The 14,761-nt window shown below is 60.6% G+C and carries 13 protein-coding genes; 6 read left to right on the top strand and 7 right to left on the bottom strand.

Annotated elements, in window-relative coordinates:
* Window positions 1-154 precede the first annotated feature (154 nt).
* A complete protein-coding gene (uvrA, locus tag AC3ITA_RS25785) occupies window positions 155-2,989 on the bottom strand; it encodes an excinuclease ABC subunit UvrA (RefSeq protein ID WP_414928551.1) in 2,835 nt (944 codons plus the stop codon).
* A gap of 191 nt (window positions 2,990-3,180) precedes the next feature.
* Here uvrA and AC3ITA_RS25780 point away from each other — a divergent pair, with 191 nt between their 5' ends.
* The 3 genes from AC3ITA_RS25780 (at window position 3,181) to AC3ITA_RS25770 (ending at window position 6,135) form a co-directional block, all read left to right on the top strand.
* Entirely contained in the window at window positions 3,181-4,578 is a 1,398-nt protein-coding gene (locus tag AC3ITA_RS25780) for an MFS transporter (protein WP_095946317.1), read from the top strand.
* A gap of 9 nt (window positions 4,579-4,587) precedes the next feature.
* The gene (locus AC3ITA_RS25775; protein WP_150673757.1) at window positions 4,588-5,106 is read left to right on the top strand and encodes a single-stranded DNA-binding protein; all 519 of its coding nucleotides are present in this window, start codon (window positions 4,588-4,590) and stop codon (window positions 5,104-5,106) included.
* Window positions 5,107-5,268: 162 nt separating this feature from the next.
* Window positions 5,269-6,135 (top strand): AraC family transcriptional regulator, encoded by an 867-nt coding sequence (locus AC3ITA_RS25770; protein WP_489278731.1) that lies wholly within the window; start codon window positions 5,269-5,271, stop codon window positions 6,133-6,135.
* Window positions 6,136-6,165: 30 nt separating this feature from the next.
* Here the strand turns inward: AC3ITA_RS25770 and AC3ITA_RS25765 are convergent, their stop codons facing one another.
* Entirely contained in the window at window positions 6,166-6,666 is a 501-nt protein-coding gene (locus tag AC3ITA_RS25765; RefSeq protein WP_489278729.1) for a YkgB family protein, read from the bottom strand.
* 221 nt (window positions 6,667-6,887) lie between these two features.
* Complete coding sequence (locus tag AC3ITA_RS25760; RefSeq protein ID WP_095946321.1) at window positions 6,888-7,448, bottom strand: cysteine hydrolase family protein; 561 nt, start codon at window positions 7,446-7,448, stop codon at window positions 6,888-6,890.
* A 101-nt stretch (window positions 7,449-7,549) separates the two neighbouring features.
* On the opposite strand from AC3ITA_RS25760, the gene AC3ITA_RS25755 reads away from it, so the two are divergent.
* From AC3ITA_RS25755 to AC3ITA_RS25745, 3 genes are all read left to right on the top strand, one after another.
* Complete coding sequence (locus AC3ITA_RS25755) at window positions 7,550-8,542, top strand: GlxA family transcriptional regulator (RefSeq protein WP_414928552.1); 993 nt, start codon at window positions 7,550-7,552, stop codon at window positions 8,540-8,542.
* Between the two features lie 213 nt (window positions 8,543-8,755).
* On the top strand, window positions 8,756-9,865 hold the full coding sequence (locus tag AC3ITA_RS25750) for a DUF3182 family protein (protein ID WP_095946323.1): 1,110 nt from the start codon (window positions 8,756-8,758) through the stop codon (window positions 9,863-9,865).
* Window positions 9,855-10,613 (top strand): alpha/beta hydrolase family protein, encoded by a 759-nt coding sequence (locus AC3ITA_RS25745; RefSeq protein WP_095946324.1) that lies wholly within the window; start codon window positions 9,855-9,857, stop codon window positions 10,611-10,613. The genes AC3ITA_RS25750 and AC3ITA_RS25745 overlap by 11 nt, the downstream gene beginning before the upstream one ends.
* 132 nt (window positions 10,614-10,745) lie before the next feature.
* Here the strand turns inward: AC3ITA_RS25745 and AC3ITA_RS25740 are convergent, their stop codons facing one another.
* Genes AC3ITA_RS25740 through AC3ITA_RS25725 form a run of 4 tightly spaced genes read right to left on the bottom strand, consistent with a single transcriptional unit; the run spans window position 10,746 to window position 14,728 of the window.
* A complete protein-coding gene (locus AC3ITA_RS25740) occupies window positions 10,746-11,732 on the bottom strand; it encodes a lysylphosphatidylglycerol synthase domain-containing protein (RefSeq protein WP_095941925.1) in 987 nt (328 codons plus the stop codon).
* Entirely contained in the window at window positions 11,719-13,011 is a 1,293-nt protein-coding gene (gene clsB / locus AC3ITA_RS25735) for a cardiolipin synthase ClsB (protein WP_489278726.1), read from the bottom strand. The genes AC3ITA_RS25740 and clsB overlap by 14 nt, the downstream gene beginning before the upstream one ends.
* Complete coding sequence (locus AC3ITA_RS25730; RefSeq protein ID WP_150673786.1) at window positions 13,008-13,805, bottom strand: endonuclease/exonuclease/phosphatase family protein; 798 nt, start codon at window positions 13,803-13,805, stop codon at window positions 13,008-13,010. The genes clsB and AC3ITA_RS25730 overlap by 4 nt, the downstream gene beginning before the upstream one ends.
* Entirely contained in the window at window positions 13,802-14,728 is a 927-nt protein-coding gene (locus tag AC3ITA_RS25725; RefSeq protein ID WP_489278724.1) for a DUF72 domain-containing protein, read from the bottom strand. The genes AC3ITA_RS25730 and AC3ITA_RS25725 overlap by 4 nt, the downstream gene beginning before the upstream one ends.
* Window positions 14,729-14,761 lie beyond the last annotated feature (33 nt).

Here is a 14,761-nt window from a genome sequence, read left to right as displayed (position 1 = left end):
TTTGTAGGAGCGAGCTTGCTCGCGAAAAATCTGAAGGCGCTGCGTTATCGTTTACGGCCTTCGTCGGAACGCAGCCCGGAGCAAGCTCGCTCCTACAGATACAAAAAAGCCCCTGTCACTGATGAAGTGACAGGGGCTTTTTCATGGGGCCCGGTTAAGCCCTATCACGTTCCAGCAGCGGCTTGAGGTAGTAACCGGTATGAGATTGCTTCATCTCTGACACTTCCTCCGGCGTGCCGACGGCAATGATCTGCCCGCCCTTGGAACCACCCTCCGGACCCAGGTCCACCAGCCAGTCAGCGGTCTTGATCACGTCCAGGTTGTGTTCGATCACTACCACTGTGTTGCCGTGGTCGCGTAGGCGATGCAGCACGTCCAGCAGTTGCTGGATATCCGCGAAGTGCAGCCCTGTGGTGGGTTCGTCGAGGATGTACAGGGTCTTGCCGGTATCACGCTTGGACAGTTCGCGGGACAGTTTCACCCGCTGGGCTTCACCACCGGACAGCGTGGTCGCCGATTGCCCCAGCTTGATGTACGACAGGCCGACGTCCATCAACGTTTGCAGCTTGCGCGCCAGGGCCGGTACGGCATCGAAGAACACCCGCGCTTCCTCGATGGTCATCTCGAGGGTTTCGTGGATGCTCTTGCCCTTGTACTTGATCTCCAGGGTCTCGCGGTTGTAGCGCTTGCTCTTGCACACGTCGCACGGCACGTAGATGTCCGGCAGGAAGTGCATCTCGACCTTGATCAGGCCGTCGCCCTGACAAGCCTCGCAGCGGCCGCCCTTGACGTTGAAGGAGAAGCGCCCCGGCCCGTAGCCCCGGGAGCGGGACTCCGGTACGCCGGCGAACAACTCGCGGATCGGTGTGAACAATCCGGTGTAGGTCGCCGGGTTGGAACGCGGTGTACGGCCAATCGGGCTCTGGTCGATGTCGACGACCTTGTCCAGGTGCTCCAGGCCCTTGATGCTGTCGTGGGCGGCAGCTTCGAGCGTGGTCGCGCCGTTCAGCGCCGTGGCGCTCAGCGGGAACAGGGTGTTGTTGATCAGCGTCGATTTGCCAGAGCCGGACACGCCGGTCACACAGGTCAGCAGGCCGATTGGAATTTCCAGGTCGACATTGCGCAGGTTGTTGCCACGTGCGCCCTTGAGCGACAGCGTCAGCTTCTTGTTGCGTGGTGTGCGCTTGGCCGGGACTTCGATCTTTACCCGGCCCGACAGGTATTTGCCCGTCAGCGAGTCCGGGTGCGCCATGACCTCGGCCGGTGTGCCTTCGGCGACGATATGCCCGCCGTGCACGCCAGCGCCCGGGCCGATGTCCACCACGTAGTCGGCAAGACGGATCGCGTCTTCGTCGTGCTCGACCACGATCACCGTGTTACCGATGTCGCGCAGGTGCTTGAGGGTGCCCAGCAGCCGGTCGTTATCGCGCTGGTGCAGGCCGATGGACGGTTCGTCGAGGATGTACAGAACGCCCACCAGCCCGGCGCCAATCTGGCTGGCCAGACGAATACGCTGGGCCTCGCCACCGGACAGGGTGTCCGCGCTGCGATCCAGCGACAGATAGTCGAGGCCGACGTTGACCAGGAACTGCAGGCGCTCGCGGATTTCCTTGAGGATCTTGTCGGCAATTTCGCCACGCCGGCCGGTGAGCTTGAGCCCGCCAAAATATTCGGACGCATCGCCGATCGGCAGGTTGGTCACCGCCGGCAGGGTTTTCTCGCCGACCCACACGTGCCGCGCCTCACGCCGCAGACGGGTGCCACGGCAGTCCGGACACGACTGGGTGCTGAGGAACTTGGCCAGTTCTTCACGCACCGATGCCGATTCGGTTTCGCGGTATCGGCGTTCCAGGTTCGGCACGATGCCTTCGAACGGATGCGAGCGTTTGACGATATCGCCACGGTCGTTCAGGTATTTGAAGTCGACGTTTTGCGAACCGCTGCCGTGCAGGATGAATTTCTGCTGATCGGCCGGCAGTTCGTTGAACGGAACTTCCAGGCTGAACTTGTAGTGCGAGGCCAGCGAACCGAGCATCTGGAAGTAATAGACATTGCGCCGGTCCCAGCCACGAATAGCCCCTTCGGCCAGGGTCAGTTCGCCATTGACCAGACGCTTGATATCGAAGAACTGCTTCACCCCCAAACCATCGCAGGACGGGCAAGCGCCGGCCGGGTTGTTGAAGGAGAACAGTTTTGGCTCAAGCTCGCTGATGGCGTGACCACAGATCGGGCAGGCGAAGCGTGCGGAGAAGATCATCTCTTCACCCGGCTCGTCGTCCATCGGTGCCACCAGGGCGATGCCGTCCGCCAGTTTCAGCGCGGTCTCGAAGGATTCGGCCAGGCGTTGTTGCAGGTCGGCGCGAACCTTGAAGCGGTCGACCACGACATCGATGGTATGTTTTTTCTGCTTGTCGAGCTTGGGCGCTTCGTCCAGCTCGTAAAGCTTGCCGTTGATTCGGGCGCGGACGAAGCCCTGTGCGCGCAGCTCTTCGAAAACCGACAGGTGCTCGCCTTTGCGCTCGCGAATGACCGGCGCCAGCAGCATCAGCTTGCTGCCTTCCGGCTCGGCGAGGACCAGGTCGACCATCTGGCTGACGGTCTGCGCTTCCAGCGGGATGTCGTGATCCGGGCAGCGGGGAATACCCACGCGAGCATAAAGCAGACGCAGGTAGTCGTAGATTTCGGTGATGGTGCCCACCGTCGAGCGCGGGTTGTGCGAGGTCGACTTCTGTTCGATGGAGATTGCCGGCGACAAGCCTTCGATGGTGTCGACGTCAGGCTTTTCCATCATCGACAGGAACTGTCGGGCGTAGGCCGACAGCGATTCGACGTAGCGGCGCTGACCTTCGGCGTACAGGGTGTCGAACGCCAGGGACGACTTGCCGGAGCCGGACAGGCCGGTGATGACGATCAGCTTGTCCCGTGGCAGGGTCAGGTCGATGTTCTTCAGGTTGTGGGTTCGAGCCCCACGAATCAGGATCTTGTCCAAGGTGGCCTCGCTCGGCGGGCGTCGAAAACGTAGGAGTATACGGCCAAATACTGGATGGATGCACACTATCAAGCGAGTGGGCTACTGTCTTACATGAAGAGTGTGTCAGCAATGCGCGTCAAAGCGTCGCGATATACCCTGCCAATCGATGGGACTGGTAGAATCGCCGCCGGTTCACATGAGGTTTTTCCATGCACGATCCCCACAGCGAGCGCATGAGTGGCAGCGAGACCCGCGCGGCAAGCGGGCTGGCCCTGGTGTTCGCCTTCCGTATGCTTGGCATGTTCATGGTGTTGCCGGTACTGGCGACCTATGGGATGGATCTGGCCGGAGCCACGCCGGCCCTGATCGGTCTGGCGATTGGCGCCTATGGCCTGACCCAGGCAGTGTTCCAGATTCCTTTCGGTTTCATTTCCGACCGCATCGGTCGCCGCCCGGTGATTTACCTGGGCCTGATCGTCTTTGCCCTCGGTAGTCTGCTGGCAGCCAATGCCGACTCGATCTGGGGCGTGATCGCCGGGCGGATCCTGCAGGGCGCCGGGGCGATTTCCGCGGCCGTCATGGCCTTGCTGTCCGACCTGACCCGTGAGCAGCACCGGACCAAGGCCATGGCCATGATCGGCATGACCATCGGCCTGTCGTTTGCGGTGGCCATGGTGGTCGGCCCGCTGCTGACCCGTGCATTCGGGTTGTCCGGGCTGTTCCTTGCCACCGGCGGCATGGCGCTGTTCGGCATCGTGATCGTGATGTTCATGGTGCCGCGCTCCACCGGCCCGTTGCAGCACCGTGAGTCCAGGGTCGCGCGCCAGGCGTTGATCCCGACCCTCAAGCATCCGGATCTGCTGCGCCTGGACCTGGGCATTTTTGTGTTGCACGCGATGTTGATGTCCAGCTTCGTCGCCTTGCCACTGGCGCTGGTCGAGAAAGCCGGGCTGCCCAAAGAGCAGCACTGGTGGGTGTATCTGACCGCGCTGCTGATTTCTTTCTTCGCCATGATCCCGTTCATTATCTACGGCGAGAAGAAACGCAAAATGAAACGAGTTTTACTCGGCGCCGTCGTGACGCTGATGCTCACTGAGCTATTCTTCTGGCAGTTCGGCGACAGCTTGCGGGCTCTGGTGATCGGTACGGTGGTGTTCTTCACCGCATTCAATCTGCTGGAAGCTTCGTTGCCATCGCTGATCAGCAAGGTTTCACCGGCCGGCGGCAAGGGCACTGCGATGGGGGTTTATTCCACCAGCCAGTTCCTCGGGTCGGCATTGGGCGGCATTCTTGGCGGCTGGCTGTTCCAGCATGGCGGTCTGTCGGTTGTGTTCCTCGGATGCGCCGGTCTGGCTGCCCTCTGGCTGGCCTTTGCTGTTACCATGCGCGAACCTCCCTACGTCACGAGCCTGCGCTTGCCGTTGTCGCCAGAGGCGATCCGCGAAGCGGGTCTGGTCGAGCGCCTGATGGCGGTCGTAGGGGTAACAGATGCAGTCATCGTCGCGGAAGAGGCGGCGATTTACATCAAACTGGACACCGAACTATTGGATCGCACCACCCTTGAGTGCCTGGTGAACAACCCGGCCGGGGCAGCGTGCGTAGCCTAGGAGAACGTTATGGCCCGTGGGGTTAACAAAGTCATATTGGTCGGCACTTGCGGCCAGGATCCCGAAGTTCGCTACTTGCCTAACGGTAACGCCGTGACCAACCTGAGTCTGGCGACCAGCGAACAGTGGACCGACAAGCAAACCGGTCAGAAAGTCGAAAAGACCGAATGGCACCGTGTGTCGATGTTCGGCAAGGTTGCGGAAATCGCCGGTGAATACCTGCGTAAAGGTTCGCAGGTCTATATCGAAGGCAAGCTGCAGACCCGCGAGTGGGAAAAAGACGGTATCAAGCGTTACACCACCGAAATCGTGGTCGACATGCAAGGCACCATGCAACTGCTGGGCGGCCGTCCACAGGGCGAACAGCAGGGCCAGGGCGGCGGTAACAACTACCAGCAGTCCGCGCCACGCCAGCAGGCTCCGCGTCCACAGCAGTCGGCACCGCAGCAGTCGCGCCCGGCTCCACAGCAGGCAGCTCCTCAGCCAGCTCCGGATTTCGACAGCTTTGATGACGATATCCCGTTCTGATTCTTTCACCAAAGAATAGAACCTGAAAAAGCCCGGCCTCCCTATGGATGCCGGGCTTTTTGCATTTTTACCAGGGCATTCCTCGCCGGGATCGAGGACCGTCCAGCCGCCAGTGCGCAGTGATACTCTGCTACAGGTCCAGACCTTGAGCAGAGTTGCCCTATGGATCGCCTGTCTACGTTGTTGTCACAGTTCGGCGTGCGAGCAAACCTGTTTTACAGCGGCATGCTTTGCGGCGTGGCGTCCTACGATGGCGCCGACCAGCGCGGTCATATTCACCTGTTGCAGGCCGGCTCTGTCACGTTGAAAGGCCCAGGGAGGAGTGAGTTGTTGCTCACTCGCCCCAGCCTGATTTTTCTGCCGCGCCCCAGCCGACATCAGCTCATCGCCAGTGACACTGAAGGTGCCCGGCTGTTATGTGCGTCGATGCTGTTCGATGGTGGCGCGAGTAATCCGATATCTGCTTCGCTCCCCGATCTTCTGGTATTGCCTCTGGATGAGTTGCCGTTGCTGGCCGACACCCTGAGATGGATGTTCGATGAAGCTGGCTCCGGGCATTGTGGCAGGGAGGCGGTGCTTGATCGTTTGTTTGAGCTGTTGATCATTCTGCTGTTCCGGCATTTGCTCGACCACCAGCAGTTGAGCACCGGCATGATGGCCGGGTTGGCCGATGTGCGGCTGTCGCGCTCGCTGATGCAGATGCACAACCAGCCTCAACGGGCCTGGTCCGTGGCCGAGCTGGCGAATGAGTCGAACATGTCCCGCGCCGCTTATGCGGTGCATTTTCGCGCGGTCCTGGGGCAAACACCGTTGGATTATCTTCTGAGCTGGCGCATCAGTCTGGCGCAGAAGCGCCTGCGGGAAGGGCGGCCGATTACGCTGATCGCCGATGAGGTGGGTTATGAAAGTCCGTCGGCGCTTGCCCGTGCGTTTCGCCGCAAGACCGGCTGCAGTCCACGGGGCTGGATGAAATCCCTGGCCGTTGAGGGCCGCGTACTTGCTGACGATGACCTGAATGCATCGAGCTGATTCAGGCCATCGGCGGATGATGTTGTCAGCTCAAGGGGTTTCCAGTCTGGTCAGCGAATGGCCGGCCACGAACAGGGAGGCGGCAAGCAAGCCGATGTCCTTGAGCAGGAACTGGCCAGGCGCGACCGTAATGGCCGGGAAACCAAGGCCGGGCTCAATCGCGCCGGGTGTCGAGAACATAAAGCTCAAGGTGGTGAAAAACAGTCCGGCAGACAAGGCGCCTCCGATCAATGAAAGCTTTGGCGACAGCAGGCGGCCCGCAATCAGGACACCAATGGAAATCTCCAGGACACCGAGCAAACTGGAAAACAGATCGACGCTGAAAAGGTCATAGACCCATCCCAGGAAGGGGCTATTGCTCACCAGTGGCACTAGCCCCTCTGCTTCATAGTGGGTAAATTTCATTCCGCCGAACCAGAAGTAGATAACGGCGAGGGCGAAGTAAATGCCGTAGGTCCCGATCGCCATGGTGGTGAATCCGAGGGATGTTTTTTTCGACAGGCGGTCAGTGCTGATATTCATGCTGTTCATTGTTCAGGCTTCCAGTGAGTTATCCAGAAAGTGGCATGGGTGAAGGCAACATCCCCCGCGTATGCGTTGGGAGTAGAGACATTGTTGGCTTTGGCATGCCTTTCCAGGGTTCTGTCGGTATTGCGTTCGATGCAGATCGTCCAGACTCACTGGCAATAAAAAGCCCATGACGTGTGAGGCCATGGGCTTTTTCATATTTGCTGTCTCGTCCTGAATAGGGTTTACACCTTCTGGCTGCCTGTCAGGAACTCGTCGGTCGACACCACGCTGGCGTACGCAAACGCCAGGGCCGCCATGAACGCCGCATGAACCTGCGCCGCCGGAACCGTCACGCCATTGAACTCCAGGTCTCGGGTGGCGCAGGCGTCATGGATCACGGTGACCGTATAACCAAAATCCGCCGCCGCCCGGGTGATACCGTCGACGCACATGTGGCTCATGCTGCCCACGACCACCAGCTCCTTGATGCCTTGTTCGTCGAGGATCGATTTCAATTCGGTTTCACGGAACGAGTTGACGAAGTGTTTGAGTACCACCGGTTCGTCGGCACGGTTGAGCACTTTCGGGTGCAGCTTGGCGCCTTCAGAGTTCGGGGTGAAAAACGGCGCCTCTTCGGAGGTGAATTCGTGGCGGATATGCACCACTGAATCACCGGCATCGCGGAAGGCCTTGATCAGGCGGACGGCGTTGTCTGCGGCGGCGTCGGCACCGACCAGCGGCCACTTGCCTTGGGGGAAGTAGTCGTTCTGGATATCGACTACGATGAGCGCTTGCTTGGCCATGACTGTTTCCTCGAAGTGTGTGTTGGCGTGGAATGAAGTATTGGCTGTGGCAGGCGATCCGGGGATTGGCCGCACCGACAATAGAAGGGGGAAAACTGACAATGGACGCAGAAAGGGCAATCGCCGAAATCGGTGTGCTGATCTATCCCGGCGCGCAGATGGCGGCGGTGCATGGCTTGACGGATTTGTTCGGGGTGGCCAATCGGATCGCCGCCGAACATCAGTCTGCACAGTTGCCGCTGTTGCGGGTCAGCCATTGGCAGGTTGAAGGCGATCAGGCGCCGGTTCGGATCTTCGATAGTCATTCCGGTCCGGTGCGCGCCTTGGTGGCCGTGTTGATTCCGCCGTCGATTGCCGGTTTTTCCGAAGGCCAGGCACCACAGGGATTGATCCGTTGGTTGCGCGAACAACATGCCAGTGGCGCGACGCTGGGCGGGGTTTGCGTGGGGTCTATCCTGCTGGCCGAAAGCGGTCTGCTCGACGGTCGCAGCGCCACCACCCACTGGACCTCGGCCAAAGCCTTCGCTGAACGTTACCCGGCGATCAGGCTCAAGGCCGATACGCCGATTGTCGATGACGGCGACCTGATTACCACCGCCGGGCTGATGGCCTGGTCAGAACTGGGTCTGCGCCTGGTCAACCGGCTGCTGGGGCCGAGCATCGCCACCAACACCGCACGTTTTCTGGTGGTGGAACACAGCGACAGCGCCAGTGAGTGCGGCAGCAATTTTGCGCCGATCCTCAGCCACGGCGATGCGGCGATCCTCAAGGTGCAACACTGGCTGCAAAGCACCGGGGCGACCGATGTGTCGCTGGCGGCGATGGCCGAAAAGGCAGGCCTGGAAGAACGCACCTTCCTGCGCCGCTTCCGCGCGGCCAGCGGGCTCAAACCCACGGAATACTGCCAGCATCTGCGAGTCGGCAAGGCCCGGGAAATGCTTGAATTCACCAACGGTACCATCGACCACATCGCCTGGACCGTGGGTTATCAGGACCCTGGGGCGTTTCGTGCGACGTTCAAGAAAATCACCGGGTTGGCGCCGAGTGATTATCGGACGCGGTTTGGGGTGAGCCCTGGATCGGTTGCACGCTAGTCGCATCACCTCGATTCCCACAGGGTCGGTTGTGTGGGCTGGAATCGTGCAAAATGCCGGAAAATCAAAGGGCGTCGTGCAGAATAAAACAGGCATCATGCCATCACTTACTGCGCAACAGGCTGATTTGAAAACCCTTTCCCCTCAGGTTAGCTTGGCCTGATCTCTGCACCTCTGAGCTACATTCATCAAGCGTCGATTGAAGGGGGATGCATGACCCCAACAAACCGCAGGAAGCTGGTGGTCGCCCATTCGGTGCTCGCCGACGCGCCAGTACACGAAGTTGAAACCAATCGTGCACTGGCCCGCTGGCTGGCGCAGATACTGGGGCTTAAATACGGCGGCAGCTACGACCCGCAGTTGCATGACGGGCAGGACCTCTACCTGTTGCCGACCCAGACCCTGGTGGGCACTGCGGCAGCCCGGCAACTGGGGGTCAAGGGGCCGGAGGATTTGTGGGGCGGTTATGTCGACCACGACTTCATCTGCACCAAAGCCATCAGTCACGGATTGCTCAACCGCCACGCCCATGCGCCGCCAGGCTGGGCGCCGTTGTTTTCCGAGCGGGTGCGCAGCGTGGTGCTCGACGGTCTCAGCGTGTTCTCCCTGAAGGATGCGCGCCCGGCGGCGGAGCATTTGTTGTACACCGGGCCGATCCGCCTGAAGCCGATTCATGCCTGTGCCGGACGTGGTCAGGAAGTGATCAAAAGCCTCGACGAGTTCGATGAATTGCTTGCCAGGTCAGAGGCTGAGGCTACGTTCGGCGAAGGCGTGGTACTCGAACAGGACCTGGACCAGGTGGTCACCCACAGCGTCGGCCAGAGTTTTATCGGCGACAAGGTACTCAGTTACTGCGGTGATCAATACTTGACCGAGGACGCTCAGGGTGAACAGGTGTATGGCGGATCCAACTTGCTGGTGGTGCCGGGCGGCTATGACGAATTGTTGAAACTGGATCTGCCGGAAGACGTGCGCCTGGCGATCCATCAGGCACAGGTGTTCGACAGGGCGGCGGATGAAGCCTACCCCGGTTTTTATGCCTCGCGGCGCAACTACGATATCGCCCAAGGCATCGCCAGCGACGGCCGGCCGCGTAGTGGCGTGCTCGAACAATCCTGGCGCATAGGCGGTGCCAGCAGCGCCGAAGTGGCGGCATTGCAGCGTTTCACCGACGATCCGGGGGTGTGCGCGATTCGTGTGTCTTCGGTGGAAACCTATACCAATCAGCCGCTGCCGGCGGACGCCATCGAGGTGTACCGCGGGCCGGCGCAGTCCGGTGACTTTCTCCTCAAGTACGTGACGGTTAAACCCTATGACGGCTAGAAGCGAATCCATTCAGATCGACATCGACGACGAACAGATGAGCGGGACCTTCCTGAGTCCCAAATCGAAAGTTCCCGGCGTGCTCTTTGTGCACGGTTGGGGCGGCAGCCAGGAGCGGGATCTGGAGCGCGCCAAAGGTATCGCCGGGTTGGGGTGCGTGTGCCTGACCTTCGACCTGCGCGGGCATACCGGTGGCACCGGCATACCATTGTCCCGGGTGACCCGGGAAGACAATTTGCGCGACTTGCTGGCAGCCTATGACCGCTTGCTCGCACACCCGGCCCTCGATACCTCGGCCATTGCCGTGGTCGGCACCAGCTACGGGGGGTATCTGGCCTCGATTCTGACCTCGCTCAGGCCCGTTCGCTGGCTGGCGCTGCGGGTACCGGCGCTGTATCGCGACGAGCAATGGCACACGCCGAAACGCGATCTGGACAAACTGGATCTGCGTGATTACCGAGGCACCCTGGTGCGTGCCGACAGCAACCGTGCCCTGCATGCTTGCTCGCAATTCACCGGGGACGTGCTTCTGGTGCAGTCCGAGACCGACGAATACGTGCCCCACGCGACGATCATGAGTTACCGCGCGGCCTGCCAGCAGACGCACTCGCTGACTCACCGCATTATCGACGGTGCCGACCATGCGCTGAGCGACCCGGTTTCGCAGCAGGCCTACACCTCGATCCTCGTTGGCTGGATTACCGAGATGGTGGTGGGGGAGCGGTTGAGCATTATTCAATCCGAGTGATTTGCGGTGTGCTTGTGGACGCCTTCGCGGGCAAGCCCACATGGATCGAGGGTGTACATAGAATCTGCATCCACCAACAGACCTTGTGGGAGCGGGCTTGCTCGCGAAGGCGTCTTCACAACCAGCACAAAATCACTTGGGTTTTTTCTCTATCCGCAACGCCTTGGCCTTGGCTTCCACCAGCAGGTACATCACCACGGTAATCAACAGCGGCAGGATGAAATAAATCGCTCGATAGGCCAGCAGTCCCGCCACCAGGCTGCCCCGCGAAGTCTCGTGTTGCAGCAGCGCCACAAACACTGCTTCCAGCACGCCGAGCCCGGCCGGTATGTGAGTGATGACCCCGGCGATGGCACTGATCAACAGCACGCCCAATACCAGCGGATAGTCCAGTTTGCTCGGCAGCAAGGTGAAAATCACCGCCGCCATCAGCGACCAGTTCAGAGCCCCGAGGGCCAGTTGCAGCACCGCCATGCGCAGCGACGGCAAGTCAATTTCCATTCCGCGAATTGCCCACTCCCGACGCTTGGCAAACCGACACGCCGCCAGGTACCCGGCGCTCAGCAGCAATAACAAAACCCCCACGCCTTGCAGCGTACTACTGCTGAGCTTCCAGCCCGGCGGCATGCGCACCAGCCCGCTGCTGAACACGGCACCGGCAATCACCATGTAGCCGAACCAATTGGTCGCCAGGCTCAGGCCGAGGATTTTCGCGATGTTGCTCTTGCTGACCCCGAGCCGCGAATACAACCGGTAACGCATGGCGATGCCGCCGACCCATGCGCTGAGGTTCAGGTTGAAGGCGTAGCTGATGATCCCCACCGGCAGGATCTGCTTCCAGGTCAGGTTCTGGCGGATGTAGGTGCGGCCGATCAGGTCGAAGCAGGCGTACACCAGAAAACTCACCAGTGTCAGCCCCGACGCAATGATCAGTGTGCGCACCTTGAAATCGGCCAGGTTTTCGAACACTTCGCTCCATTCGAGGCGCTGGGCGAGCATTGTGAACAGCACGATCAGCATCAGGAAAAACAGCATCGTCAGCGGTCGTTTCCAGCGGCTCCAATGCGACTTGCCAGGGCTTTTGGCGTGAGTTGTCGTGTTGGGTTCAGCGCGGTTCATGGTCAGCGCTCCCGGTCGGAGGGGGGAAGGGTTTCAGGCGTGGTTTATGCGCCGGCAACCAACCGGCCCATGCCGGGAAATGCCGCAGGAAGTGAAATACCAGAAAACCGATGGTCATGTGCCAGACCCGCCCGCGTGGCGCGATGTCGTGAGACATGGCCTTGCAATGGTTGTCGCTGAGGTCTTCCAGGCGATCGAACAGAACTCGATTGAAGCCACGGTCGCGGATCAGCACGTTGGCTTCCAGATTCAGCGACAGGCTCAACGGGTCGAGGTTGCTCGAGCCTATGGTGCTCCAGTCCTCATCCACCAATGCGACCTTGCCGTGCAGCGGGCGGTCGCAATATTCGTAGATCTTTACCCCGGACTTGAGCAAGTAATCGTAGGTCATGCGCGCCGCAAGCCTGGCCACCCGCATGTCTGGCTGGCCCTGCAGGATCAGCCGCACATCCACGCCTCGGCGGGCCGCGTTGCGGATCTCGCGCAGCAAGCGGAAGCCGGGAAAGAAGTAGGCGTTGGCGATTACCACCCGACGCTGCGCCTGGCGCAATACCTGGCGGTAAACTTCCTCGATGTCGGTCTGGTGTTCCCCGTTGTCGCGGTACACCAGCCGCACCTGGCCATCGTGGTCGCTGAAGGCCAGTTCCGAACGCCGCTGCCGACGGCGGTGCCACCAGTATCTGGCGTGCGCCGGGCGCCCGCATTGCAGCAGGGCAAAGTGATGGATATCGGCAACGGCCGGACCTTGTACTTCCACGGAATAATCCTGTTTGGCCTCGGGGCCGAAGTCGGCCAGATGATCGGCGGAAAAGTTGATCCCGCCGACGAACGCGACGGTGCCATCGACCACCACAATCTTGCGATGCAGGCGCCGAAACCAGTTGGTGCGGATGCCCAGGCGTTTCGGTGCCGGGTCGAACATTTGCAGGTGCACGCCGGCGACGGTCAGGGCGGTGAGGAACCCGGTACTCAGTTCACCGCAGCCAAAGCCGTCGAGGCTGACGGTGGTGCGCACGCCGCGTTGAGCGGCTTCGATCAGGATCTGTTGCAGCTCATTGCCGACCTTGTCCTCGAACAGAATGAAGGTTTCCAGCAGGATTTCACTTTGCGCCCGACGCAGGGCTTCAAACACCCGGGGAAAATACGCCTCACCGTTTTCCAGCAACTCGACCCGATTGCTGCCTTGCCAGCCGTATTCGACATCGACCGCAGTCGGCTCGAGGGAAGACGGGGCGGGGATGTGCTCCAGCGTGTTTTTTTCCATCGAGTGGCTGCTCATAGCTCGATCTCCACCGACAGCGGGACGTGGTCGGAAAGGTGCGACCAGGGCCGGGAGGTCAGCACTTGCGGATGGCTGGCCTTGAGGTTGCGTACATAGATGCGGTCCAGGCGCAATGCCGGCCAGCGCGCGGGGAAACTGCGCGCCGGTTTGCCATGGTGCGCGGCGAAGACTTCGCGCAAACCGCTGGGCGTGAGCATTGCATCGGCGCGCAGGCGCCAATCGTTGAAGTCCCCGGCGACAACCACCGGGGCATCGCCGGGCAGGGCGTCCAGGCGCTGGGCGAGCAGCTTCAGTTGCGCGGTGCGATGGGTTTCGAGCAACCCCAGGTGTACGCAAATGGCATGCACTTCCTGGCCGTCGCCGGGCAAGCGCAGCACGCAATGCAAGAGACCGCGATTCTCGTGGCCGCTGAAGGACACGTCGAGGTTGTCGTGGCGGATGATCTGGAACTTCGACAACAGCGCATTACCGTGATCGCCCGCCGGATACACCGCATTGCGGCCATAGGCGAACTGCGGCCACAGGCTGTCGGCGAGGAACTCGTATTGCGGCATCGCCGGCCAGTTGGTGTAGCGCCTGGGATGCTGCTCGTGGGTGCCGTGGACTTCCTGCAAAAACACCACATCGGCAGATACGCTGCGCACCGCTTCACGCAGTTCCGGCAGGATGAAACGGCGGTTGAGCGCGGTGAAACCTTTATGGGTGTTGACCGTCAGCACGGTGAAGCTGCGTACTGTCGTGCTGATGGGTGTCTGCTCGTCCGTGACGCCGACCGGCTCGGGAATACTCATGGCAACACGCCCTCGGCGGCAGGCTCACCGGGGATGGTGGCGAGGTTTTTGTCGAGGTGCAGGCGTTGCAACAAATGGCGTGCATCAAAGGGGGCACGGACTTTGATGTCGTTATCGAAATAGCAGAACACCTCCCGGGATTTGCACGCCTTTGGCCTCTGCCGGGGCGCAATCAATTGTGGATCATCCGGTTGTTGGCCGTGATGCCAGGCCTCGATTCGTTCGCCCCAGTGTTTTAGTGCCTGTGGGGTGTAACCGCTGGCATAAAGCGCTTCGGCACCATGCAGGCGCAGGTAGACGAAATCGCTGGTGATGTCTTCGCGGTACGGCCATTTACCTGCCGTGTCGGCGATGACCAGGGCCGTGTTGTAGCGCTTGAGCAAGCGGACAAACAGCGGATCGACAAAACTGTCATGACGGATTTCCACGGCATGGCGCAAGGGCTTCTTTTTGTAAGCCTTCAGACTCGCATGGCCGGTGACGTGGGAGTCGTGCTGGCGGGCGAGGGCGGCGGCCTGTTCGGTATTGCGGGGCAGTTGGTCGAGGAAGTTTTCGAACAACTCGACGTCGAATTTGAAGCTGGGCGGAAACTGCCAGAGGATCGGCCCGAGTTTTTCTTTCAACTCCAACACTCCGGACGCAAAAAAATTCGCCAGCGGCTTGTGGATGTCCCGCAGCCGCTTGATATGGGTAATGAAGCGCGGGGCCTTGACGCTGAAGACGAAGTCGAGCGGGGTTTCGCCATACCACTGGGCATAACGTTCGGGCCGTTGCAGCGCGTAGAACGATCCATTGATTTCGATGCTGTTGACCGCCCGCGAGGCGAACTGCAATTCGCGCCTTTGGGTCAGGCCCCTGGGGTAGAAGTCTCCCCGCCAGGGCGTATAGCGCCAGCCTGAAATACCGATATGAATCGCCGCCATGTCGCCTCCGGTCTTACAGCCCCTGTCTTGAGA

The sequence above is a fragment of the Pseudomonas sp. GL_090 genome (assembly GCF_057837765.1).
This window is presented reverse-complemented; position numbering and strand designations above follow the sequence as displayed.